Annotated in this window: 24 protein-coding genes; 8 read left to right on the forward strand and 16 right to left on the reverse strand. The window is 40.1% G+C overall.

Features of this window, described 5'->3' with window-relative positions:
• Positions 1–43: 43 nt before the first annotated feature.
• The 3 genes from CH365_RS17440 to CH365_RS17450 all read right to left on the reverse strand — a co-directional run bounded on the left by CH365_RS17440 (position 44) and on the right by CH365_RS17450 (position 2,488).
• The gene (locus tag CH365_RS17440; RefSeq protein WP_100769818.1) at positions 44–472 is read right to left on the reverse strand and encodes a DoxX family protein; all 429 of its coding nucleotides are present in this window, start codon (positions 470–472) and stop codon (positions 44–46) included.
• Between the two features lie 145 nt (positions 473–617).
• Positions 618–1,196, reverse strand: a complete 579-nt coding sequence (locus CH365_RS17445; RefSeq protein ID WP_100769819.1) for an MORN repeat-containing protein — start codon at positions 1,194–1,196, stop codon at positions 618–620.
• Positions 1,197–1,252: 56 nt separating this feature from the next.
• Entirely contained in the window at positions 1,253–2,488 is a 1,236-nt protein-coding gene (locus CH365_RS17450) for a metallophosphoesterase (protein ID WP_100769820.1), read from the reverse strand.
• A 133-nt stretch (positions 2,489–2,621) separates the two neighbouring features.
• On the opposite strand from CH365_RS17450, the gene CH365_RS17455 reads away from it, so the two are divergent.
• Entirely contained in the window at positions 2,622–4,385 is a 1,764-nt protein-coding gene (locus CH365_RS17455; RefSeq protein WP_100769821.1) for a GAF domain-containing SpoIIE family protein phosphatase, read from the forward strand.
• 47 nt (positions 4,386–4,432) lie between these two features.
• Here CH365_RS17455 and CH365_RS17460 read toward each other — a convergent pair whose 3' ends face one another.
• Entirely contained in the window at positions 4,433–5,578 is a 1,146-nt protein-coding gene (locus CH365_RS17460; protein ID WP_100769822.1) for a M14 family metallopeptidase, read from the reverse strand.
• A gap of 455 nt (positions 5,579–6,033) precedes the next feature.
• Here CH365_RS17460 and CH365_RS17465 point away from each other — a divergent pair, with 455 nt between their 5' ends.
• Entirely contained in the window at positions 6,034–6,318 is a 285-nt protein-coding gene (locus tag CH365_RS17465) for an LIC10816 family protein (RefSeq protein ID WP_086448304.1), read from the forward strand.
• A gap of 95 nt (positions 6,319–6,413) precedes the next feature.
• Positions 6,414–7,076, forward strand: coding sequence for a DsbA family protein (locus CH365_RS17470; protein ID WP_100769823.1), 663 nt, complete (start codon positions 6,414–6,416; stop codon positions 7,074–7,076).
• Here the strand turns inward: CH365_RS17470 and CH365_RS17475 are convergent.
• From CH365_RS17475 to CH365_RS17485, 3 genes are all read right to left on the reverse strand, one after another.
• Positions 7,049–8,251 (reverse strand): hypothetical protein, encoded by a 1,203-nt coding sequence (locus CH365_RS17475; protein WP_100769824.1) that lies wholly within the window; start codon positions 8,249–8,251, stop codon positions 7,049–7,051. The genes CH365_RS17470 and CH365_RS17475 overlap by 28 nt on opposite strands.
• Complete coding sequence (locus CH365_RS17480) at positions 8,248–8,613, reverse strand: hypothetical protein (protein WP_100769825.1); 366 nt, start codon at positions 8,611–8,613, stop codon at positions 8,248–8,250. Before CH365_RS17480 ends, CH365_RS17475 begins: the two co-directional genes overlap by 4 nt.
• A gap of 100 nt (positions 8,614–8,713) precedes the next feature.
• Positions 8,714–9,736: a zinc-dependent alcohol dehydrogenase gene (locus CH365_RS17485; protein WP_100769826.1), complete on the reverse strand. Its 1,023-nt coding sequence runs from the start codon at positions 9,734–9,736 to the stop codon at positions 8,714–8,716.
• A gap of 91 nt (positions 9,737–9,827) precedes the next feature.
• Here CH365_RS17485 and CH365_RS17490 point away from each other — a divergent pair, with 91 nt between their 5' ends.
• Positions 9,828–10,439: a TetR/AcrR family transcriptional regulator gene (locus tag CH365_RS17490; RefSeq protein ID WP_100769827.1), complete on the forward strand. Its 612-nt coding sequence runs from the start codon at positions 9,828–9,830 to the stop codon at positions 10,437–10,439.
• On the opposite strand, the gene epsC is transcribed toward CH365_RS17490, so the two are convergent.
• From epsC to CH365_RS17510, 4 genes are all read right to left on the reverse strand, one after another.
• The gene (gene epsC, locus CH365_RS17495; RefSeq protein WP_100769828.1) at positions 10,436–10,981 is read right to left on the reverse strand and encodes a serine O-acetyltransferase EpsC; all 546 of its coding nucleotides are present in this window, start codon (positions 10,979–10,981) and stop codon (positions 10,436–10,438) included. The two genes, CH365_RS17490 and epsC, sit on opposite strands and share 4 nt — an antisense overlap.
• Positions 10,982–10,990: 9 nt before the next feature.
• Positions 10,991–11,392: a phage holin family protein gene (locus CH365_RS17500; RefSeq protein ID WP_100769829.1), complete on the reverse strand. Its 402-nt coding sequence runs from the start codon at positions 11,390–11,392 to the stop codon at positions 10,991–10,993.
• Positions 11,393–11,400: 8 nt separating this feature from the next.
• On the reverse strand, positions 11,401–11,589 hold the full coding sequence (locus CH365_RS17505) for a hypothetical protein (protein WP_100769830.1): 189 nt from the start codon (positions 11,587–11,589) through the stop codon (positions 11,401–11,403).
• A gap of 61 nt (positions 11,590–11,650) precedes the next feature.
• Positions 11,651–12,253: a hypothetical protein gene (locus tag CH365_RS17510; protein ID WP_100769851.1), complete on the reverse strand. Its 603-nt coding sequence runs from the start codon at positions 12,251–12,253 to the stop codon at positions 11,651–11,653.
• A gap of 183 nt (positions 12,254–12,436) precedes the next feature.
• Here CH365_RS17510 and CH365_RS17515 point away from each other — a divergent pair, with 183 nt between their 5' ends.
• The 3 genes from CH365_RS17515 to leuA2 all read left to right on the forward strand — a co-directional run bounded on the left by CH365_RS17515 (position 12,437) and on the right by leuA2 (position 15,395).
• On the forward strand, positions 12,437–13,312 hold the full coding sequence (locus CH365_RS17515; protein ID WP_244283269.1) for a hypothetical protein: 876 nt from the start codon (positions 12,437–12,439) through the stop codon (positions 13,310–13,312).
• Positions 13,251–13,862 carry a tetratricopeptide repeat protein gene (locus CH365_RS17520; RefSeq protein WP_208861235.1) on the forward strand — a complete coding sequence of 204 codons (612 nt, stop codon included), beginning with the start codon at positions 13,251–13,253 and terminating at the stop codon, positions 13,860–13,862. The genes CH365_RS17515 and CH365_RS17520 overlap by 62 nt, the downstream gene beginning before the upstream one ends.
• A 291-nt stretch (positions 13,863–14,153) precedes the next feature.
• Complete coding sequence (gene leuA2, locus CH365_RS17525; RefSeq protein ID WP_244283275.1) at positions 14,154–15,395, forward strand: 2-isopropylmalate synthase LeuA2; 1,242 nt, start codon at positions 14,154–14,156, stop codon at positions 15,393–15,395.
• Positions 15,396–15,437: 42 nt separating this feature from the next.
• Here the strand turns inward: leuA2 and CH365_RS17530 are convergent, their stop codons facing one another.
• The 5 genes from CH365_RS17530 to CH365_RS17550 all read right to left on the reverse strand — a co-directional run bounded on the left by CH365_RS17530 (position 15,438) and on the right by CH365_RS17550 (position 24,179).
• A complete protein-coding gene (locus CH365_RS17530; protein WP_125226333.1) occupies positions 15,438–17,741 on the reverse strand; it encodes a hypothetical protein in 2,304 nt (767 codons plus the stop codon).
• 271 nt (positions 17,742–18,012) lie between these two features.
• A complete protein-coding gene (locus CH365_RS17535) occupies positions 18,013–18,630 on the reverse strand; it encodes a TetR/AcrR family transcriptional regulator (protein ID WP_100705478.1) in 618 nt (205 codons plus the stop codon).
• A 40-nt stretch (positions 18,631–18,670) separates the two neighbouring features.
• Positions 18,671–19,270, reverse strand: a complete 600-nt coding sequence (locus tag CH365_RS17540) for a TetR/AcrR family transcriptional regulator (protein ID WP_100769833.1) — start codon at positions 19,268–19,270, stop codon at positions 18,671–18,673.
• 5 nt (positions 19,271–19,275) lie between these two features.
• On the reverse strand, positions 19,276–22,575 hold the full coding sequence (locus tag CH365_RS17545) for an efflux RND transporter permease subunit (protein WP_100769834.1): 3,300 nt from the start codon (positions 22,573–22,575) through the stop codon (positions 19,276–19,278).
• A complete protein-coding gene (locus CH365_RS17550; RefSeq protein ID WP_100769835.1) occupies positions 22,572–24,179 on the reverse strand; it encodes a TolC family protein in 1,608 nt (535 codons plus the stop codon). Before CH365_RS17550 ends, CH365_RS17545 begins: the two co-directional genes overlap by 4 nt.
• Before the next feature lie 101 nt (positions 24,180–24,280).
• On the opposite strand from CH365_RS17550, the gene CH365_RS17555 reads away from it, so the two are divergent.
• Entirely contained in the window at positions 24,281–24,466 is a 186-nt protein-coding gene (locus CH365_RS17555; protein ID WP_100769836.1) for a hypothetical protein, read from the forward strand.
• Positions 24,467–24,619: the final 153 nt, after the last annotated feature.

Consider the following 24,619-nt stretch of genomic DNA (forward strand, 5'->3'; position numbering starts at 1 on the left):
TTAGCTCTTTTAGAATAAATCCAAAGAGCTAACGAAACTTTCCTTAAACACTCTTATGTGTTTCTATATAAAAATCAGCCGAGATACGACCGGATCCATACAAAGAAAAGTGTAAAAGTAAAAGTAGGATCATGGAAGCGTAAGGCAGATTTGATCCTGGAGATACGAAACCTTCTCTCGCATGGATAAACAAAACAGCCCCGACTAGGACAGGCAATTGTAAAATCGCGGAGAATCTAGTCAGAAGTCCTACCATCAGCAGCACACCACCACAAATGTGAGCTATCACTATATAATGAGCGAGCAATGTAGAAGCATAAGGAGCATTATTCAGTTCCATGAGTCGGATGAGTGAATCCGTATCCGCAAGGAATGCTAGTCCCTTATATACCAGAACCCCGCCCAAATATACGCGGACCATATCGATCCACCAATCCCGATGAGTCTCTAACCAATCATGCCATCTTTCCATACGGACCTCCGTCCAGCGATGGAACATTCTATCTTTCTTTTTTTGAAAATCAAGATCTCTTGTAAAAAAGAGATCCTTTATAATCGAACAATCGTTTATTAATATTAATAATAACTCATCCGAAAGGATTATCGTTTATTAAGGATTACTTACAGAATAACTTTCTACTCTCTAATCTGCATCGAGTCGTTCTACCGGCTTTCGTATATTTACCGTTCCCATTACCTTCTGCCGTAAATGAACCGCTAAAAACGGAACCATCCCGGAACACATAACGTCCTGAACCTATTTTTTTATCTTCGGACCAATTACCTTCGTATCTATCACCATCCGAATAAGCCAAGGTTCCCCAACCTTCTCTCATCTCTCCTACAAATCTGCCGGAGTACACGTCTTTGGTATCATAAACATAAATACCTTCTCCGTTTTTACAGTTTCCTTTTTTACATCCGGGAGAACCGCTTGCAAAAGATCTAAGACTGACTGCAGGACTCGGTTCCGGTTTTCTTTCGATAGGTTTACCATCCGCGTCCTCGTCAAAATATTCTCTGGAAGAAATATCAGAGTCTTGGTCTCTATCGTCCGCCTTCTTTTTAGGTTTTAATCTTTCGATCTCTGGGTTGGACTTTGGCTTTGGTTTAGAACAATTAGAAAAGAAGAAGGAACTGGAGCTGGAAAATAAGAATACGGATAAGGCAATCGAGCTGAAAATTTTTTTGATCATTCTGGATCCCGGATTCCCTACAGAGAGCCCGGGAAGATCAGAATGTCAATAAAGTTCTAAGACTGTTTTTCCAAAACAAGCAGAGTGATCTCGGAAGGAGCTCCTATTCTTAAAGGAGGTCCCCAATAACCGGTTCCCCTACTTACATAAAGTTGGGTATCTTCCCATTTACTTAGGCCCGCTACAAACTTTTGGAAAAGATGGATGAAAACATTTCCCGGGAAGTATTGGCCTCCGTGAGTATGCCCGGAGAGCTGCAGATCGTATCCTACCTTAGCCGCTTCAAAAACGGAATTAGGTTGGTGAGCAAGTAGTACCTTATAGTGAGCCGCTTCCGTTCCGAGAGAAGCCTGTTTAGGATCCGTCCTATGACCGGGAATAACAGTATGAGCCTTATAATCGGTGACACCTGCGACAGCAATTTTCGCACCATTATGCTCTATTAATTTATTCTGATTTAATAATACATTAATTCCAAGATCTTCTAATTCTCGAATCCAGGCTATGACGCCGGAATAATATTCGTGGTTCCCGGTTACGAAGAATGTACCGTACTTGGATTCCAGATCTTTCAGCGGAGAAACATGGTGTTTCAACATGTTTACGGTGCCGTCTACCAGATCTCCAGTAATCGCAACCAGATCCGGCTCAAGAGAATTTGTCTTAGACACCACACCTTCTAAAAAATTTCCCTTGATCGTAGGCCCAATATGGATATCGGAAAGTTGTACAATCTTAAAACCCTGCAGTCCCTCCGGCAGATCCTTCACCTTGATTCTTACGTATTTGACAGTCGGAGTTTTTTTAGCCTGGTAGAATCCGAAAGCGGTCAACCCGCCTGCGATTCCCAAAAGTGCGAATGAAGAGATCCTAGCCAAAAAATCCCCCCTTCCGAATTTTTCAGACCCTAATAGGGCCTCGGTTTCAGCTGATGCGACAGAAATACTTTTGGATTGTAGAAGGTCCGAAAGATAAATAACGCCTTTCCAAACCAAATTTCCTAGATCTTTGAAAACCACGAAGGAAACAAGGATGGTCGCAAACCCCAAGGTGATAAAAGCGGAGTAGGCCCAAAACTTTTGCCACTGGGTTTCTCTAAAAAATAAACTTAAAAGATAAGCGCTAGGAGTGAGAAGGACCAGAAAAACCACTCCGATCCAGAGAAAAACCTTCTGAAAAGTTCCAAGTTCGAAAGGTGCGATCAAACGACTGGTCGCATAAGAATAACCTATCAAAAGAATTACGGTAAAAACACTGAGAAAAATCACTAACCTTTGCAAATCGAACTCCATACGTCTGACTCATATATCCGACCGAAAAAAAGGGCGAGAGTTCCTCCAAAAACGACCTTTCTCACATTTTGTTCCGACAGAAAACGACAATCCGTTGACTTACTCGCCGATCCATGAGAGTCTTGCCCCATCTATGTCCACTATTGACTCGGAAACCAGAAAATACAAAAGTCTACTGAATACGAGTACGATCCTAAATGCAAATTTAGACCTATATCAACTTCTCCCATTGATCATGTTGTATTCCAAAGATCTGTTGGAGGCGGAAGCAAGCTCCCTATTTCTTTTAGAGGAGAAGGACGGATTTTTGTACTGCGAAGTTGCCTTGGGTGAAAAAGGTGAGATCGTCCAAAAATATGCAAGGCTGGAACCTGGACAGGGTATCGCAGGTTGGGTAGCGAAAGAGAAAAAAGCAATCATACTTGAAGATGCATACACTGACCCAAGATTTAATCCTGCCTTGGATCAAAAAACGGGATTTAGGACCAGATCTCTTGCATGTGTTCCTTTATACATTGCGGACAAGGTAATCGGAACCCTTGAAATTCTGAACAAATCGGACAACAGAAGTTTCGAAGCTTCGGATGTAGAGGTTCTTAATTCACTTTCCGAAATGGCTGCAATCGCAATTAAAAATGCACAAGCACATGAAACTCTTAAAAAGAGAGTGTTGGAACTCCGACTACTTTACGAATTCGAAAAATTAACAGTCGCAGAAAAAAGTATCCATGAATTGGGAAATTGGCTCTTGGACAAGGTACTCGAATTCTTAGAAGCAAAGGCGGGAACCATTTATATTGCAGATCCGACTTTGGAAGTCTTAAGAGTGCTCGCAGCCAGAGGAATCCCAGAAGAAGCAATCCATAATATACAGGTCCCTTACGGAGAAGGAATTTCAGGTTGGGTCGCAAAAGAGAAACAAAGTCTACTTATCCAAAATTTGGACGAGGATCCAAGATATGATAAGAGCGCTAAATACAAATTCGAAGCAAATTCACTCATCTCCGCTCCACTATTATTCCGAGGAGAATTATTAGGAGTCATCAGCGTAAATAATAAGTATTCCGGATTTGCATTCACGCATGCAGATCTAGAAATGTTGGGCGCAATTGCAAACAGACTCAGTGTCACCATCAAAAACGCGAACCTATTTCACAAAGTTTTGGATACGGATAGAGAGTTAAAACGTGCCAGAGAAGTAATGCATAAGATCCTTCCTTCTAGCCTTCCTTATGTAGGAGGTTTGGAATTCGGAGTACAACATATTCCGTACGATAATGTAGGTGGTGATTTTTATAATATTCTAAAATTAGACGAGAATCGTAGCGCAGTCTTGATCGCCGACGTTTCCGGTCATGGTCTTTCCGCCTCTGTAGTTGCCACAGTCATTCATACTGTTGTAAGCACTTTCGATTCAGAAACATTAAGTAGTCCCTCTAAATTTTTCACCGCGCTCAACTATGCACTATATAATAAATTAGCAGGGAATTTCCTAACCGCATTTTACGGGATCATCCATACAGGTACAAATACATTGTCCTATACCAATGCCGGTCATAACCCTCCGATCTTGTATCGAAAATCGGAAGGAAGTTCCCTACATTTAGAAACAAAAGGAAAACTAGTCGGAGTGATCCCCGACTTATTCTTTGAAGAATATGTAACTTCTTTCCAACCACAAGACAGATTGGTTTTATATACGGATGGACTTACAGAACATTCTAATACAGATAGGACCAGAAGATACAGCGAAGACTTGCTAAGTCTGGCGGTCCGGAACCATTCTCAGACACATTCTGCGGAAGCAGCGGAAACTTTGATCAAAGAATGTAGGACCTATTGTCATAGATCCGATTTCGAAGACGATGTTACTCTGTTGATCGTGGATAGAGTTTAGGATTTGTTGCTCGCTATCTGTAATTGGATCCGATCAGCTAATTAAATTTATAACTTAGAAAACCTAGTGATCGCTTCCGGAACAATTCCAAAAACATGATCCATGGCGGCAAGCCTCCAGTCTTCCCGGTTTGGATAGAACATTTGTTTAAATTCTTCTCGCACCTTATCCGCTTCCGATTCGGATTTGGAACCGTAAAATCTAATACGGTTCTCGCTGATCATTAAGAAACTTCCTCGGATTGCACCCATCACATTCAGATTTCCGAAAGTTCCCAGCTCGACAGTGATCGGGAATAGATCCTTTTCTTTTGCTAAAATTTTACCGAAGAAGTCCGTAAAATCTCCGGAGGTCCTATAAAAGTCCTCCTCTCCTTCGTTTAAAAGAAGACCGAAATCACCGAATACCTTTTTTAAATTTTTATCTTCTCTAGAACCTTTCTCTGCATTTTGCATGAGACTGATCCCGTTTTTTTCTCCATAACCTGTGTGAAAGTCCAAAATCAAAATACGATCATAAGGTTTTAACACCTTTTTAAAATATTTTCTTAGAACCCGGACCACAGGTTCCGGCTTTCTACCGCCGTAATAGATGCCCTTGGGGAATTCATACTGACCGTTTACAGCTGCATCCAAAACATACTTGGCACCGAAACGGATTACAACTCCCAAAAATCGGATAATGAAGAATACATACTCGAAGAAAAAATTGCCGAACTCAGAACCGGGATTTAAGAAACTTTGGATCTTTCTGTACTTTTTATTTTTGAACTTTTTGTGAAGTTTTTCCCTTTTTAAAGCGAAGTTACGATTCAGATCTACGTTCTTTTCATTCACTCTCAGGAAATTTTTGAAACCATGAGCATTGATCCCATGCAAAATGAGAAAGTCCGAATTTTTCGGAAGTTTATAAGTGCTTTTATCATCCAGTAGAAATTCTTCAATCCATCTGCGTTGGAACGCAGAACCTGCAAATCCCTCTACCCCATGAATACCAGAGCTCATGATGACCAAACGTTTTGCTGGTTTTTTCTTTTCTCCTAAATAATAAACATCCAATTCTCCCCCGCCCTTTGGGATCTCCAGACATTCATGGTCGAAACGAGCAAACTTGGATTTTAACTGTTTCTTGTAGGATAAAAAGGCCTTTCTACAGGCTTCGTAGGTTTCTAGATAGTACGATAATACGTCCACTCAATCACGAACATACGGACCGCCGTTTCCCGGTCCAAAAAAAATCTTTCTTTTTGATTACGATTCGATGAATCTTAAACCTCTATTTTTACGTTTCTTTAGATAGATCAGCCCCATCTAAACCCAAAATTATAAGTATAATATCCATCAAATAAGAAGAAGGCCCCCTACCCCTGACCATTCCCCACAGCGGGCCTTCTTCGGTTAAACAAAAAATGACTCATTAATTAAAGTATTATAATATTCTAAATATTAACATGATTCCAATTATAAAAACTATCCCTTTCGTGATAAATAAAATAAAAATATGATTTAACCCTTAAGAACTATAACTCTAATCATGTAATAAACCACTCGTTATATTACATGATATTTTTTTAAAATAATTTTTCCAATCTTGTGAAATGTTCATCCCCCCTCATCGGTCTAACCTAGTACCTTAAGGAGGTATGAACATGGATACAGTGACCATCTTCGCATTAGCGCTTTTGGCTGTTCCTGTGTTTGCCCGGTTTGCCCGAGTATCCAAGGATGCGATGAATCGCTATCACCTAATCGGATTGGGAGGTCTTTTCCTAATTCTTGGTGAAGCTACGAAGATTACTGCGACTAAAGTTACGCCTATAGCAGCAGTTCTTCCTATGATTGACATCGCAACTGCGATCCTAGCTTACGCGGGGGTACTTTTCGGGGTAGTATGGCTATCACTCTACTACGTCAAACACCCGAACGAAATCTAAAAAGAATCCTCCCTATTTGAAAAGGAAAGGAAGGCGGGACATGTTCCCGCCTTTTTTTGTTGGAAAAGATAAAAGAAGAATTATCTCTGTAATCTGTGAGCCTAGAATTCAAACGCCCGGACACCAAACATTCCATCCTATACGTAGCCGATCCGGTCTGTGCCTGGTGTTACGGTTTCTCCCCTATTTTTGAAAAGATTAGAGAAAAATACTCCGAAAAGATAGAATTCACATTAGTGCTTGGTGGATTAAAATACGGACCCGAAGTAGAAACATTTTCGGAAGAAGTCACCGAAAAACTAAAATACCTCTGGAAAGAAGTAGAACGGATCTCTAAAAGAAATTTCCATTATGATATACTTCAAAATCGAAATGTAAAATATGATTCGGAACCTGGTTCCAGGGCAGTCATCACAGCACAAAGGATCGATCCAACTTTATCTTTTTCCTTTTTAGATAAGTTACTGGAAGGTTTTCACTCCAAAGGAAAGGACCCGAATCGTTTTGAAACATACGCAGAGATCGCTTTCGAACTTTCTTTGCCCTTGGATGAATTCAAAGAATTGTATGATAGAGAAGAAACTCTCTTGGAAACTAGGAATGATTTCAATTACGGGTATATTTTAGGTGTAACCGGGTTTCCTTGTTTGGTGTTTTCAGATGGTCTAGATAGAGGTATCTTAACTAAAGGATATGCTTCCTTTGCAGAAGTGGATGGACTCTTAGGGGATTATTTTAGGTCTATAGGAAGTTTTTGATCCAATTCAATCGAATCTCGCTCCCAGACATCCATTTCCTTCAATCTGGGAAATTTTTGCACAATTGCCCGGACGTCTTTTTCCACTCCCATTCTCAAAATAGTAATAATATAATTATTCACACTTGCCTTCGGAATTTTTCCGGAGACTACCAATTTAGTTATAACCTCACTAGCTTTAGAAGACTTGAACCAAATATAATGATGCAATATGATATTATCTATCCGAGGATCTTTATTTAATAAAACAACAAACTCCCCATCTTCGTATTCGCCGTTACTAAGTTTGTAATTAATGTTCTTACTTTCCAATAGATAAATAATTTTCTTTCTTTTATCTGGAGTCTTTAGATATAAATTCACCAATTCCAAGACCTGATCTACTCGTCCGGATTGCAAAACTGTATTTATATAGATGTCTTCGGTTTCTTTGGAGACTTTTTTAGAAGCAAGGATAGAAACCATAGCCGAAATTCCGGCTAAAGAATTGGACCTTATGAAATACTCACCAAGAGCCTTGTCCACTTTCAGGTCCCAATTTAAAAAATTATTTAAATAAGAAACGTATCTTGGCTCATCCTCACTGGATATACTATAAAGTATATTATATAAAGATAACTTTACTATCTCCCGGTCCGCAGGAAATTTTTCGATTATCTTTTGGCACAAATCGGGAGGCCAGGCATAATCAAACGATTCTAATAATTTTAAAATTTTTGTGCTATCTCCAGATTCTAAAGCTTTATTTACGGTCCTCTTCGGGGCCGGAGACTGATAATAATCGGTATTCCCGTTAATATCGAAGGAACTTCTAGCAAACAAGTCCAGGATAAATACGACCGGAGTCATGGCAGTTGAAATCGGAAGAAATCCCATTCTTGTCACATAACCTGCATCTCTAGGAGTCCACAAAAGTTTAACGGTATCGTTGAATGCATCAGGTATCCTTATAATAGGATGAACTATAATTAAATCCAAAATAACGGCGACCAGACCAAGAGGTATATATACTGGAGCGGCCAGAATTTTATAACCTGTTTCCTCAGGGACTAAATTTTCCTCCACCTTAATAACTAAAGGAGTATTATTCCTGTTGAATACAGCGCAATTGGAAAATCCCAAAACAAATATCAAAAAAACTGCAATCGATTTAAGATAAAATCTAGGCCTTCTCATATATCAAATCCGCTTCTACCTAGAAAAGAGGCTAAAAAAACAATTGGGCTAACCGCTACTTTTGGAAGAAAGATTGCCGTTTGGAAAACTACCCCGCCCGAAGGATCCTTCCAAACAACCTTATAAGTATCGTTTAACGCATCTGGGATAACCGAAATTGGATGAATTATGAAAGTGTCTAACACAAGTGAAGTTAATCCTACCGGAATGAATATGGGAGCCAGGGCTATTTTAGAGGGAACCGATCGGGGATCTACTTTTTCATCTAAGTAGTTCGTAAGAATACGATTTTCTTTTTGAAATGTGGCGCAGCTCAAGACGCTTAAGGAAAGTATAACGATAAAAAAAGTGACTTTTTTCATAATCTAAGCAGGAGGCTAAGATAAAACTAAGGGAATACTATATTGTCAAGTTTTAAAAAAAACAAGGACGAGTCTCCTCGTCCTTCAAATCCAATGTACTTCATCTCACAACGATCAACTTAGTCTCCTCTTCCAAGAAAGCATCCGCCGCTTCCGACCAAGATGCCTTACGTGTGGTAACCTTAGAAGGATCAAAACCTTCTTCTTCTACTAATCTCAAAATTTCAGGGATCCATTCTCTGGACCGAACTCTTCCCAAACGAATGGTAGCGCCATTATTATATAATTCTAAATAAGGAATTGGGATACTATTGGTCCAGAAAATAGAAGCGGATCCGAATTCTCCTTCTATTCCGAGAGACCTAAGACCACAGTCCCAACCTTCCGCAGTTCCATTTGCATCTGCAATAATATCAAACTTACCGAAACTTTTGGGAAAAGAAGTCACCTGCTCCACTTTCACTCCGTAGGATTCCGCGATCTGTAAACGTTTTTTGTCTGTGTCCATGTATACTAGTTCCGCGGCGCCCATATGTTTTGCAAGAGCGGCAGTATATAATCCAATACTAGAAGCAAAACCTCCTAACACTAGCACGGATCTATTTTTGTTTTGTTTGAGGTGCATCCCCACAAGCTTCCAAGCTTCTACAATATTATCGCTAATGCTTGCGATCGCAGCAGGATCGGTCTTATTAGAAAATGGGATCAACATCTCTTTTGCATAAGGAACCAAAACGGAATCGGAGATCGCCCCACCGAATTCCTTGGCACCTTTTCCCATTCCGTAAGCACTTGTATGGGGAACAGTGCTGCAACTTTTAGTTAGTCCGGTTTCACAATTCGCACAATGCCCACAGGAAATTTGAAAAGGAACCGCCACACGCATTCCTTTGGGGAAGAGGGAAGATAATTCTTCACTTGTTTCTATAATTTCTCCTACAAACTCATGGCCTAAAGGAAAAGGAGGACGGAATAATGTCTGCCCTCTTAAAATAGGAAGATCCAGATCGCATCTGGCTACCGCCAAGGGACGAACCAAGGCCTGGTTCGGTCCGGAAAGTTTAGGATCCAGGACTTCCTCCCATTCTACTCGATTTCTTTTAGAAAATAGCAATTGTTGCATGGCCTTCCTCCGATAGACCAATCAGTCTATCATCAAATCGTCCTCATAAAAATAGGATAGACCAGTTAGTCTATCATTTTATTTTAGTCCGATGAACAAACGAAAACCTGAACTAGTCTCGGGAGAAGGTCCCTTCGAAAGGATAGCATCCACGGCAGTCCGTCTGATGTATTCCCAAGGATATGCTGGAACCTCGATTAACCAGGTGATCGATGAATCTGAATCACATAAGGCCAGTTTTTATAGATACTTTCAAACTAAGGAAGATTTAGGAAAAGAATACTTAGAAAGACAGGGTAAGGATTTTCAAAAAGGCTGGGAGAGATTGATGGAAAAATCCGAAACTCCCGAAGAGTTCGTGCATAGATGGATGGCTCTTTTAAAAAAGCAGGTCAAGTCCGGAAAATATTTCGGATGTCCTCTCGCTCGATTTATGGGAAGTTTAGATAGACCGGAGCCGGATCTAGCCGAGAGAAGTTCGTCCGTATTAGGATCCTGGATCTCTTGTCTGGAAAATTATTTTGAAAAGAATAAGAAGGCTCTAACACTTCCCTCAAACTTTGATTCCAGAAAAAAAGCGGAACTATTTTTGAAATTATTTCAAGGGAATTCACAATTTTATGTGATGACTCATGACCCCAAATATTTTAACGAATTAGAAGAAGAGATGCTTTCTGAATTAAAAAGCATTATAAAAAATTAAACTATTTTTGTCTTCTTAAGGGAGATCTTTACCTTCTTCCCTTTTAATCTTACAATCTTACCAGGGGCGCCCACTACCGTACAATTATCCGGGATATCATGGTCTATGACCACCGCTTCTGCACCTATCTTTACATTATTGCCCACGTGAACAGGACCCAATACTGTAGCTCTTGCACCTATGAGCACATTATTCCCCACAGTCGGATGACGTTTTCCTTGATGATTTCCTGTTCCGCCCAGGGTGACTCCATGGAATAGGATACAATCATCTCCGATTTCCGCAGTTCCGCCAATTACGATCCCCATTCCGTGGTCTATGAATAACCCACTGCCGATCTTTGCTCCAGGATGGATTTCTATTCCTGTCAAAAAACGATTGAACTGGGAGATAAATCGAGCTAAGAACTTTAATCTTATCTTATATAAAGGATATGCAATATACTTATGCATCAGAATGGAATGTAACCCAGGATAGAGTAAAAATTCCATTCCCCGAGCTGCAGGATCATTTTTAAAAATTGCTTGGATTTCTCGAATCATTCGGAAAATTTAATGAGATCTTTTATTTTTTCGTTCTGATCTGGAATATTCTTCCTTACTTTCTCTTTTGGCTACATAGTTTGCTAAAGTCAGAATGGCTCCTCCCCAGAAAGCGGCCCAAAAACCGGGAACGAATATTTTATCAGGGAAAATATTTGCGATCCAGAATAGCACGATCGCATTTACCACAAGTCCTGCAATTCCCAAAGTTAAAAGATAGACCAGGTATCCGACTCCGAGGGTTACCAAAACTAGAAACCATCTTAAAACAAAATTTAAAAAACCGAAGAATAGGACGATTACCACTACGTCCCAAACATGATTGCTGACACGAAAGCCCGAATCAATGAGGGGAAAAACGAAAACTACTACCAAGGACTGGAGTAAAACGGAAAAAAGAAGTCTGTACATCTATATCCTTAAACTGTGGAATCGAGGAACTGTCCCAAATGAGGAGGCAATCCGCCAGGAGGAATAACTACCGTTTGTGGCTGCACGATTGCATTGTCCGAAACGGAAGCTACTTCTCTGGGTTGGTCTCCTACTAATGCAGGCGCCGAAGAATCGGAATATAAAATTTGTCGAGATCCGACAGCCATATAAGGCATATTCTTCTTCCTTTCTGTTATATTCTTGCTATTAGACGAATTCGAAAAGCAAAATTATGATCTAACCTTCTAGAACCAATCCACAATCCATTTTTTCGACCACAAATCCGGTATAGATCAATGGGTAGAGCAAGTAAGTTCCAAACCCTAATACCCAGGCAAATCCTGTACGAGGTGTATCCCTTTCCCCTGTGCTTTGGAAATATAAGCGAACGGATCTAAATGGCTTTTTGCCAGTGCTGGATGCTGCTAAAGATTTATCTGTAATTCCCAGGCCGCAATTATGAGTTAGCTTGTTTCCTTCGATACTGATGAGCACTTCTTTTCTTTCGGATTTAGTCCAGGAAACTCTTCTGGTGACTGCACCCTCTAATTCTAGTTCTTTGGATCTGGCGCCCGTTCCGACTAAGATGGGAAACCTGGCGTATTCTCTATCAAGCCTTCTGTCTTTGCCTTCCGTTCCTGTTGCAAAAGTGGCCATCAAAGTTTTTACATCATATTCCAAATCATCCTCGAATTGGACTAAGACGGGCATTTCGGATCTTTGTTCTCCGGAAGAAGGCAACTGAACTTCTGGATTTTTCTTTTCCGCTCCGGAACAGGATAAAAGGAAAGAGAAGATAGAAACAAAAAATATCGTATAATATTTATCAAATGAATTCATAGTATGTCCGACACTTCTATGAAACCCCGGAAAGAATTCCTGTCCAGCTAAAATCACGGTTGGACGAATACAAATTGACAAAGGTTTCAAACAAAACGATAAATAGAAATTTATTTCATATGTCCGACTCGAGGCCCGGGTTAGATATTAAATAAGTGCCAAGACCTATCGGGAAGGCCTAATATGCGATCCTTATCCATAAACCATTATATACTTCTAATATTTTCCAAAACGAAACTCCAGTTCGGATTTTCTAAACGAATACAGATCCTTATTCTATTATCGATCTATTCTTGCTCTTCCTTTCCAAGAGGTGATAAGTCTTTGATCTCAAGGGAGCATCAATATTCTCTTTTTTATACGAATGAAGAAGGTAACGTTTATAGAACAGACCTAAGTCTTAAAACAAAATATAAAGATGCATTTACTGACCTGGAAAAATTCGACTCGGAATTTATAGGTCCTCAAAAGCAAAAATATACTGAAAGAATTAAGGAAGTTTCCTTATACAAATCGGAACTCAAAAAAGACAGCAGTTCTATTATTAGAAAATTAGGAGGAGTTCTTGCAATTGCCGCAATCACTCCTGTTCCATTTGCTTTCGAAACCACTTTAATTTTAGGAACAATCTACGTAACATATCAGAGAGTTACGGAAACTGCTGAAGCAAAGATCAGAAAAAAACATGTAGAATTCCTAATCAATGAATGTGCAAACTCAGAAGACAGTCTAGAAGATTTTAAAGAAGATCATTTGGATATATTTGTTTCCCGTTGGAAAAAAGAATTTATGAAGGAATCCAATCATTTTGTGAATGCAGACGATTGGGAAGATGTTCGCTTACTGGATACTCTTATGGAGAAATACCAGATCGATAAGGAATGGCTTAAGATTAACGCCGAATGGGAATGGAAAGCTTCTACCCAACATTGTAATAGGGAAACCAAAGAGGAAAAAGATAGTCGTATCCATAAGGAAGAAAAGAAATGGAAAAAGAATGGATCCAAGACTGAAAACCGCATTGGATTATCTGAAAAAAGGGGACTCGAATTCCGCTAAGTCCGTCCTAATTTCTTGGACAGAGTCGGAACCGAATAATCCTAATGCATTCTTTCATTTAGGGATGTGCCTCTCTCAATTAGGCGAGATGGTCCCGGCAGAATCCGCATTGCAAGAATGTATCGGCCTGGAACCCGCACATGTGCAAGCCTGGGTAGGACTTGGAGTTCTATTCGCTCGCAAAAAGGATAAGCCTAAAGCAGAATTCCATCTTTCCAAGGCATTGGAACTGGATGATACGGATGTATTTGCTAAAAAAAATCTGGCCGCCGTTTATACAGGCGCTTCTAAATTCGATCGTGCCTTAGATCTACTCAAAGATCTGTCTGAATCGGAGCTGTCCGATTCCCCTACTCTATATGCATTAGCAATTTGTTATGTTAGAACCAATCGTTTCGAGGAAGCCAGAGAAACTTTCCGAAAATTAGAGATCGTAGGTATCCCAGACCAGGTCAAAAAAGAATATCTTCAACTGAAACAGTTGTTGGAAGAGAAACAATTCGAGCAAGGCGGGATCTGGAGTTTTCTTAAAAAAGAAGAAGAGAACTGACTTTTTTTCTTTTCTACTTGACTTTCTTTTTCAATTTGCCGAGTCTAAAATCATAACGTATGGCGCAGAATTTTTTCCAAGCTAATTTGCTCGGTCTCCTCTTACTCCTTCTTTGGAGTTGAGAGGACGGAAATATTGCGCGTGCAAAAACCCGCTTCTCTTGAGCGGGTTTTTTTGTATCAGGGCCTCTTTCCCGGCAAAATCTCTCGCTCTTGAGACCGGAAAAAGAGAGTATCCATGGAACAAAAATCAAACGCTGATGTAGCGACACAATATCCTTCCATTCAAGAGATGATCATACCCGGTCAGGGTTTGAAAACTCCTCCTGTTTCTCCATTCTTTATGGATGTTACTTTAAGAGACGGTAATCAAGCTTTACGTAAACCTTGGAACCTGGAAGAAAAAGAAATCATATTTAAAAGACTTCTAAAATTAGGAGTACAGGGAATAGAAGTCGGTTTCGCTTCTGCAAGCAAACAAGACTTCGAAGCTTGCTCCTATCTTGCCTCTTTGGCTCCGGAGAATGTCGCGATCTCCAGTCTTTCTAGAGCTGTGGAGAAAGAGATAGATCTTTCTTGGGAAGCAATCCGACAAGCTCCTCGACCTAGAATCCATATCGTTTATCCTATCAGTGATTTTACGATTCGAAACGTATTGGGAATTTCCGAAAAGGAAGTTAAAGAAAATATAATACGATCCGTTTCTTATGCACGAAAATTAGCAGGAAATTACGGAGAAGTTCAATTTTCGGGAGAACATTTCGGTGATTCTCTAGAGAATATGGATTTTGCAGTGGAAGCATTTCAGGCAGCCTTGGACGCAGGTGCGGATGTAGTCAATCTTCCCAATACTGTGGAAAGATACAGACCTTACTTATTCGTGGCCATGGTCCGAAAAGTTGCAGAGTCATTACCTCAAGGAAGTAAAATTTCGGTCCACACTCATAACGATTTGGGAATGGCAACAGCGACTACTGTCGAAAGCTTCTTTGCAGGGGCCACCCAATTGGAAACCGCATTAAACGGTTTGGGTGAAAGAGCAGGAAACACAAATACTTACGAGGTTGCAATCGCTCTTCATAATTGCGGTGTCAAAGTGGATTTGGACCTTCAGACAATTTACGAAACATCTCGGATTGTATCCAGAATGTCTGGAGTCCCTATACCCGAAAAAGCACCTTTGATTGGAGAGGACGTAGTTGCTCATAGAAGTGGAATTCACCAAGACGGAGTTTCCAAAACAAAAGACATGAAAAAAGGAGCATATCGAGCTTTCGACGCCAACCTGATCGGAAGACCGGAAGGAGATAGGATCGCATTCACAAGCCAATCCGGGAAATCGGCAATTTATGAAATTCTAATGCAATCTGGGGTCTCTGTCTCAAAAGAAGAAGCTTCCAGACTACAACCTATCTTAAAATCCATTTCCGAAAATTACGGCGGAGGAGAATTGTCGATTGAAGAAATCAAAACTGAATTGGCAAAATTGAGACAGGTCGAAGGTCAGAAAGTGGATAAGCTTCAGATTCTCTGAAGCTTATCGAAACTTGAGGTCGATTTTTTTTAGAGATTAAAATTATAAAATTCTATCTAGTTTGATTCTTTTTATTTTTACTCCGGATTTTCCTTCCACAAAAACCCGAAATTCCAGATCGTTTATGATGGAATTCTTAATTTCAAATGAAACAATCTTTGAATTTTCAGAATCCCCTTTTTCGAGCTTACTCAAACTAACACTTCCTTTATCGTAAGAAACGTCAAAATCAGCCTTTTGCAAATTTTCACCTACAAATTCGATACGATATTTTCCTTTAGGGAGAGTTAAATAAGGTCCGTAAACTAAAGAGCCTTGGTGTCTAGTCGCTGAAATCGTGCCGTCTTCTTCTATCTTGCCTACATTAGATAAAAACCCGGCCTGTGCAGGATTCCAATCAAACTGGATTTTTTCCGGCAAAACGGGGAGTTTTGTTTCTTCTATCCTATAAAACTGCAAGTTTAAGTTTTTATGATATAAAAATTCCGGATATCTATGTACCGACTCGATCGGAAAATTCCCTCTCAAATCCAGATCCGATATATGAGTGAATTTAAGATTTTTCTTTACTCCCGAAAATCCTCCATTTTGGATAATATAAACGTTTTTACCTAGTTCTAATAATTTCGGAACCTTATTTAAAAACCCTTCGCTGTCATTGATGAGAAAAACATTCTTACCATATATATATCGTAAGGGGCTGGAGATCGCACGTTTTGTAGTGAAATAAAAGGAATTTTCGTTAGGAGAAATTTTCGCAAATGATTCGTAACCTTCTACATATCCTTGCAGCATCGGCTGAAAAAGGATTATCTTAGATCTCCAAATTGTATAAACAAATGCAGATCCACCTAAAAGAATCAAAAATGCCAACTTCCAAATTCGACTCCGAATCTGGATCGATCTAATTCCAATCATTGAACCCAATATGGCAAAAGGAATCGAGAATAACATCCATCTTCTGGACGCCCAGAAATGATCAGGATTGATACTTGGATTCGCCAGATACGCTATTAATAGAAAGATTCCGATAAAAAAGATAAAAGCGGAACTGATATCCTTTTTTCTAAAAAGAAAACGATCAAACGTAAAAATTAAAAATATAAAAAGCCAAACCGGGACATACCATAAAAAGATAGGAAGTGAATTCGGTTTAATGAACTTTGTTTTAGTTACTCCTGGAATATATACCGTTAATAGCGGTCGGATAAAGTACGCAAACAAACCCAGCGCTATAATGAAAGCTAAAATGGAAAATCTGAAAAATCGTTTATTCTTCGCAAATGTTTCCTTTAACTTTTCTAAAAAAGATCCACATCTTTGCCAAAGGAAAATTTCAAATACAATCAATAGTAAAGAAAGTAGCCCAAGCCCTCCCACTAATTTTAATGGACCCGCTTTCCAAAGATGAAACATATATAACTTTGAATATAACAATCCATAACCGGCAGAAAGAATGCACATCATAAAGAAGGATAAGAACAAATATATAGAGCTTACAAAGTATTTCTCAGAATAGATCAGAAAAAATCCGGAATACGATGCTAGGGCTATAACAAGAATATAACTATCAACCCTTGCAAAAGAAGCTAAACCTAGAACAATTCCTATCAAGAACATACTGACTCGATCTTGCGATCTAAAAAAACATTGGATCAAGTACCCTGTTAAAATTATCAAAAACTGAGCCAAGGTTTCCGAAAAAGTAGCTCTTACATTCCATAGTTGAGAAGAATTAAAAACATATAATATAACTACGAAAACGGAAGACCAAGTCCCTAAGATCCTTCTGGATAGAAGATAGAAAAAACATAAAGATAAGGTCCCAAAAAGTGCGTTTACTCTGAATATGCCCTCGATCCCGAAAAGATCATAGGCTATCGCTAAATATACTGGGAATAGATGGAAAAAATCGGCAGCTCGGAATGTTTCCGGTTCGGAAAAACCTTCCTCGATGGGAGAAGAGATGGATGGATAATCCAATCTTATAGAATCTCCGAAAATATTTCGGATTAATCCTGTGTCGGGAACTTCTAAATTTAATCCGCCTGTTTTGGAAATGGTTACTCCAAAAATAGCGTAAAGGCCTTGGTCCCTTCCCCCGTCTAGGTATTTCGTAGGGAATTCAGCATACAAATAAAAAGTTAAACAAGAGAATAAAAATAAGAATAGTATTTCGGCCTTACTGATCTCGAGCTTTTTGGGAAATTTAAGATCTGTTCCTTTTTTAAAATTTTTTAGAATAAACAAAGAACCGAAAAAAGTATAAGCGTATAAAAATGAAATGATCTTAGAGATACTATATGCTTGGAATGAAGATAAACTTAAGGCGAAAATCCCTAACAATAATAAAGGAATTGAAATGGAGAATAGGAGAACCCCTATTCTTTTAAGTTCCTTTACATTTAAAAAAAGGAAATATGTTATTAAGGACGAAAGAATCCATCCTAGGAAAAAAAAGAAGATAATCATAACTTGAAATCCAGAACTTCCAAGAATCGAAAATCAGACACAATGGGCAGGATTTGTTATAACTAAAAACTATGCGAATCTTTTAAAAAACCAATTCCGAACGTAATGAGAAACCATAGGATCCGAATGATTGCTGTTAAAAATTCTAGATATCGTCTCTTTTTACGATTCCGTAAAAGATAATATTGTCCAGCTCTTGGACCAGGTCCCGGATAGAATATGGGGTCTGTGCTAAGAAGTTCGGATCGAACATCGCTTCGGAAGCCGCTGAGTGGATGAGAAGTACGATATCAGGATTCACATCCGAGCGGATTTCACCGTTCTTGATGCCGGTCTCTATCATCTTGCGCATTGTTCTGTTTATATTTTTTTCTTTTAGAGACTGGATTTGTTTCCAAATGTCAGGGGCTTGGTCACGGATCTCTCTTAAAAATTCGTTCATTCCGTGAGGGATCTCGGAGGAGAGGCAACCTCTCATTGATTGGATTTTTTCTTTAATGGATTTTTCTGGGTCTTGGAAAATCCCTTCGATCCGCCCGTGAATACGGAGATGTTTATCAGTCATCACTTCTTTTAACAATTCGTGTTTATTGGCGAAATGTTTATAAAGTGTTTTGCGACTAATCCGAAGAGTTCGGGCAATCTCTTCCATTCGAGTTTTCGCAAAACCGTATCGCAAAAATAGCTCGAACGATTTTTCGAATATTCTCTGACGGACTTCGTCCTTCTCTTGGGTTAGTTCCTGTTCCACGGCGCTGTGCACTTTATTATCCCCCTTTCGCTTAGGAAACGATTTTTCAATCTCAAGAAGATTTTAACGTCTCGTTTCCTCTGCGTATTATGCCATAAAGAAAAATATTGTCCAGTTCGGATATATTGGCCCGACGCTCGGTCGGGTTCTGTTCCCATTTGTAAACCGCATCCGAACAGGCGATTAATGCCATGATGAACAAGTCGGGCCTCAGGTCCGCTCTGAATTCTCCTAATTTTTTCCCCTCTTCCAATAAGCTTTCTATCTCAGTATCTATTAATTGGACCCTTTTTGCCTTCACCATTCTCCATATTTCCGGAATTTGATCCTGTAATTCCTTCCATAATGCAAAATGGCTCGGTCTACAAACATCCAATAGCTCCTTTCTCATCTTCACAAATCGTTTAGAGAAGTCCAGAGCAGAGTTATTTCGGATCCTCTTGAGCCTAAAGGCAGCCTTGTTTTGACGATAATCGGCCGCCGCCTTTAAAACTTCTTCTTTGTTTGGATAATATTCGTATAAGGTCTTTTTTCCAATTTTGGATTCTTCTACAAAGTCCTCCATTCTCGTTTTCGCATAACCTTTCCGCTGAAAGACCCGAGATGCCCCGAGTAATACTCGGAGCCTATTTTTTTTCTCGGCGAAATCCATGATAATTACTTCGCATCCGGATCCGGAGAATTTCTACGGACCAACTGGTTCAGCTTTTCTATATAAGAGAATGCGGCAGGAACTACTACTAAGGTTAGTATGGTAGAAGAGATCAATCCACCGATGATCGCAACCCCCATACTTGTTCTTTGTTTGGACGCTTCGTTTAATCCGATCGCGATAGGAGCCATACCTGCGATCAAAGCGAATGAAGTCATTAGGATCGGACGAAGACGTTCTCTTCCCGCTTCTATGATCGCTTCTTTCATTTCCACACCTCTTTGTATGAGCTGGTTCGTGAAGTCCACGAGTAAAATCGAGTTCTTGGTAGCTACCCCGATGAGCATGATTAGCCCGATCATGGAAAATATATCCAAGGATTTTTGGGTTAAGAATAGAGCGATAAACGCACCACAAAGCGCCAGAGGAAGAACCAACATGATCGCGATAGGTGTGATAAAACTTTCATACAAGGAAGCAAGTACCATGTAGATGAATAACACCCCAAGCCCCATAGCGATTCCGAGAGAAGTTCCCATCTCCTTAAAGTTCTCCGCCTGTCCTGTATATCCGATACGCACTCCCGGAGGAAGAGGCAATTCTGTTTGAGTCAGTTTTGCAACTTCTTCCATTGCTCCACCCATTCCAGGTCCATCCGGATTTACGTCCGCATAGATCTCCACAGATTTGTTTCTGTTCATTCGGTTGATGGTTGCAAGACCAGTGGTCTCTTCTGCTTTTGCAACGTTCTGGATCGGGATCATCATATTATTGAAGTTAGGCACAAAAGAATTGTAGAAGTTATCCTTCAAATCTCTCTGCCCTTCTTTCAATCGAACACGAATATCGTATTCCACTCCGTTCTCACGATAAACGGCAGGAGTAGTTCCTTCCACCAGAGTCCTCAATTCTGTTCCGATCACAGTACCTGGGATACCGAGTAGAACTTCTCTTTGGCGATCAGGCACAACTCTGAATTCCGGAGCGCCCGCTCTGTAACTTGTGTCCACATCCAAAAGAGCTTTAGATTCTCTTAATTTTTCGAAAAGTTTTCTGGAATATTCTTCTACTACTTGTCCGTTCTGTCCGCTTACTACCAAAGTGAAAGGTCTTTGTCCTCCACCTACGTTATCCACATCTTTTACGATTGGATTCGCATAAGAGAATGATTCCAACTCTTTACGAAGAAGGTCCTTGAACTGAGAAGTGTTCATATTTCTTTCTTTTGCAGGAATCATTTCCACGAACATAGTCGCGGTCCTGTTCGTATTGAACATAGCTACCAATTTCACTTCTTTATGAGAAGAGATCTCTTTGTATGCATCCTGCGCAATCTCGGCCATCTTTTGAACGGAAGTACCAGGAGGCATATCCAAGGTGACTTGGAATTTTCCTTGGTCTTGGGCAGGTAAGAAGGTTTTCGGAATGTACTTGGTCAACATCAAGCTAGCGACAAAGATCAAAACCGCACTGCTCAATATGAACACCGGACGTTTTAAGGTGAATTTCAAAACGCTCGCATATACATTTTCCAACCAAGTTTGGAATACGTTAAATCCGGATAAGACAGAATCTAATCCCTTCTCTACAGGAGAAAGAATTCTTCCTAAAACTCCGAATACAAACTTCAAGAGTTCGAATACAGCGGAGAATGTTCTGGAAACAATTCCTTTCGGAGCCTCTTGCGCTCTGATCTTGGAGAATGCTATCTCTTCCAAAGCGGTGGTGGCACCGCTTTTTTTCCTTTTCTTTCCTTCTTCAGGAACACTTAAGAATTCCTGTGAAGAATGTCCATGACCAGCTTGCGCATGTGATCCTGAAATTTTTCCACCAAAATAAGCGGATAACATCGGAGCAATTGTAAGTGCATCATAAAGAGAGATCAAAAGAGCAAAACATACAGTTAGTCCGAATTCTCTTAAGAACTGTCCTACCACCCCGCTTACGAATGCAATCGGTAAGAATACCGCGATCACAGTCATAGTAGTCGCGATTACTGCTAATGTTACTTCTTTCGTCCCTTCTGTAGAAGCTTCCCTCGCTGTTTTACCCATCTCCCTATGTCGGAAAATATTCTCTCGAACAACGATTGCGTCGTCTATGAGGAGTCCCACAGCCAAACTCAATGCCAGAAGTGTCATTACGTTTACCGTAAATCCTGCAACCGCCATTAGAATGAATGCACCTAAAAGTGAGTTAGGCAACGCAAGCCCTGTGATGATCGTAGATCTTACACTTCCTAAGAATAAAAGCACCACAACGATCGTAAGTGCGATTCCTATGATGATTGTTTCTTTTACATCGTAAATATTATCATCGATCTGAATGGAGTTATCATTTGCGATAGAAAGGACCGCGCCACCTTCTCTTCTTGCAAGTTCCTTATTTAGTTCTTCAATTCTTTTCTTAACTTCTTGGGCAACCGCAACAGTATTCGAACCTGATTGTTTAAATACTAATAAGAAGACAGCCTTCTTACCGTTAAAGTACGCGCGAGTACTTTCATCCTCTAACGTATCTACCACTTCTCCCAATTGTCCGATTCTGACAGGAACCTCGTTCCCGAATAAGGAAATAGGAGTGTCTCTGATCTCTTGTGGAGATTTGAACTCATTGATAGTTCTGTATACCAACTCGGAGTCAGCCTTACTTACTTTACCTGCAGGGATGTTCGTTCCACCGGAAGCCAAACGATTGGAAACCACGGAAGCAGGTATCATATGTTGTTTTAATTTTTGGCGATCTAACGCAACATGGATCTCTCTTTTTCTACCACCGTAGATAGTGATATTTCCAACATCCTTTGCAGTTAGAAGATTCTGTTTGATCTCTTCATTAGCGATATCGTAGATCTGTGCCTCGCTTAGGTTTGCGTTTAATGCGAGAATGATGATCGGCTGGTCTGCCGGGTCTATTCTTCTGATCACAGGTTCTTTGATATCATTCGGTAATTTAGGTTTTACCGCGGAGACCTTATCTCTCACCTGTTGTTCCGCGTATTTAACGTCGGTCTCTAAGGTGAATTCCAAGACGACAGTTCCGGATCCCTCGCTACAAGTAGAACGGATCCTTTTCACTCCGGAAATAGTGGAAAGTTCGTCTTCCACAGGTTTTGCGATCAGAGTTTCGATCTCGTTGGGAGCCGCTCCCGGATAAGGCACAGTCACTGTGACTACCGGAATCGTTACGTTAGGAAAAAGATCCACACCTAACTTGTTAAGGGAAAGATATCCCGAAACAAGAATGATGAGGACCGTACAGGTAATGAAAATCGGTCGTTTGATCGATAGTTCTGCAAAATTCATTTTTGGTCTCCGGTGGTTTGGTTCAGAACTTCATCGGCATCCATTCCGTATTTGCGGAATAATGTACCCTTCGAGAGTTCATATTGTACTAGCGCCGAGTTATAATTCACTTTTGCCTGCATCAGTCCGTACCTAGCCTGGGCTACCAGGTCCAATGCGTTCTTAACGTTTACGGATGTGGCTCTTCCGTATCTGTATCTGGGCAGAATGCCCGAGTAAAACTTCTCCGCTTGAGAGAGATTTTTTTTAGATTCTTCCAGGATCTCGTAAGTAGTGTTGATCTTTTGTAATCCTTGTCTTACGTCGGTTTTGACCTGTTCTTTTGTTTGTTCCAAAAGTAGATCCATCTTTCTACTTTGTGTTTGTGAATTCCTGAACTCCGCTCTTGCGGTATCGTTACCCAAAGGATAATCCATTTTGATCTCAGCGGAATTCTGGGTAAATCTACCGGCGCCTATCCCATCAAAACTCTGGGGAAAATTACGATCGTATTCTCTAGAATTATAATTACCGCTTACGTAAAGAGAAGGTAATAATCCGTTTTTAGCGATTTCTAAAGCGGCCCCCGCATTCTGTTTTTGTAATGCGATACTTTTAAAATCGTATCTATGCTGAAAAGCTTCTTCTGTTTCTGAATCTTCTGCGCCCAAAGAAGGAAGAGAATCATCCAGAACTAAGGAAAATCCAACTTTAGTTTCCGGATCTTTTCCCAAAGAAACTAGTAAGTCTCTTCGAACTCTATCCTTCTCCAATTTTGCCTGTCTGAGTTGGTTCTCTGCGGTAATTAAAAGTGCATTCCATTGTCCGGATTCATAATCTTCCGCCACTCCCATACGAACTTTGGAAGAAGTGATATCTTTTACATTTCTTACACTCTTAACCAGTAATTCCGCTGTTTTGAGATTTTCATCCGCTAAAGATAGATTCCAAAAAGATAATAGAGACTGAACTACGGATCTGGATAGAGTATTCATCGCGTCCAATCTTCGAACTGCGGAACTTCTTCTACTAATCTCTAAGGATCTTCTTTGCTGGTATCCGAAAATATTCTTCAACAATTCCTGTTTCAAAGTGAAACCAAGATTTGCAAAGTGAAGACTTGGCTGTGCGAATTGTTGTGCGATTGTACCTTGTTGTTCCGGTCTTTTCCCCGCGTCCGTTTCGTAACGGTTATCCGAAACTGTTAAACTCGCGGTAGTTCCCGTATTAAAAACTTTTGATAAACCCGCAGAGATCGTATTACTTGTGATCTCTCTACCCTGGAGAGTGTATTGTGGTAACGGTAAGTTATTCGTCTTTTGAGTATTGGCGGTTAAGGTCCCGATAAAATTGTATTTACCGTTCTCCTTCTCCCAATCATACTCTGAGTTCTCCAGGTCCAGACGGCTCATCTTTGCCTGAACCGAATTCTCTAAAGAGTAACGAATAAGAGAAGTAGTGGTCCAAACCCCTTCCCTCTCCAGATCATCCCGATTATCTCCTGAGATAGAGAGAGCACTTAGGAAAATGCCCAAGGCAAGAAGGTTGCGAATGATTGATTGATTCTGTTTGTGTTGCATAACATCCAACGGGAAACATTTATAGTATATTTTGTTTCCACCCATAGGAAACAAAATCTCTTTTTATTGTTTCCTTCGTCAACAGAAAAATTTTCGAAATAAAAAGATTTTATTGATATTGAGTCTCATTATATGAGACTCTGGACATGAGCATACGTGGAGCTTCTTCCCTTCGTCATCCCCTTCTGGACCTGTGCAGAAAGCTGGAATCCAGACAAAAAGAACCGGAAATCTTAGAAACCTACTCCGCAAGATCGGAAATCTGGCAACTGGCCTCTCAAAATCCCGAAATGGGATTTGTAGGTCCTAAACCGGAAGGAGAAGTTTCTTAAATCGGAGAATTTTCCTTCTTCTTCTCCTCAAAAAATCCTTTCCAACTCGTTACTTTCAGTTAGTAAACGTGAGCTTTCTCATGTAGGATTTAAGGCTCTCTGGGAAAATCCTGGGCCTTTTCGCAATCTTCGCCGTCCTATATAGTTGTAAAA

The sequence above is a fragment of the Leptospira neocaledonica genome, from assembly GCF_002812205.1.
In the GTDB taxonomy this organism is placed as follows: Bacteria; Spirochaetota; Leptospiria; order Leptospirales; family Leptospiraceae; genus Leptospira_B; species Leptospira_B neocaledonica.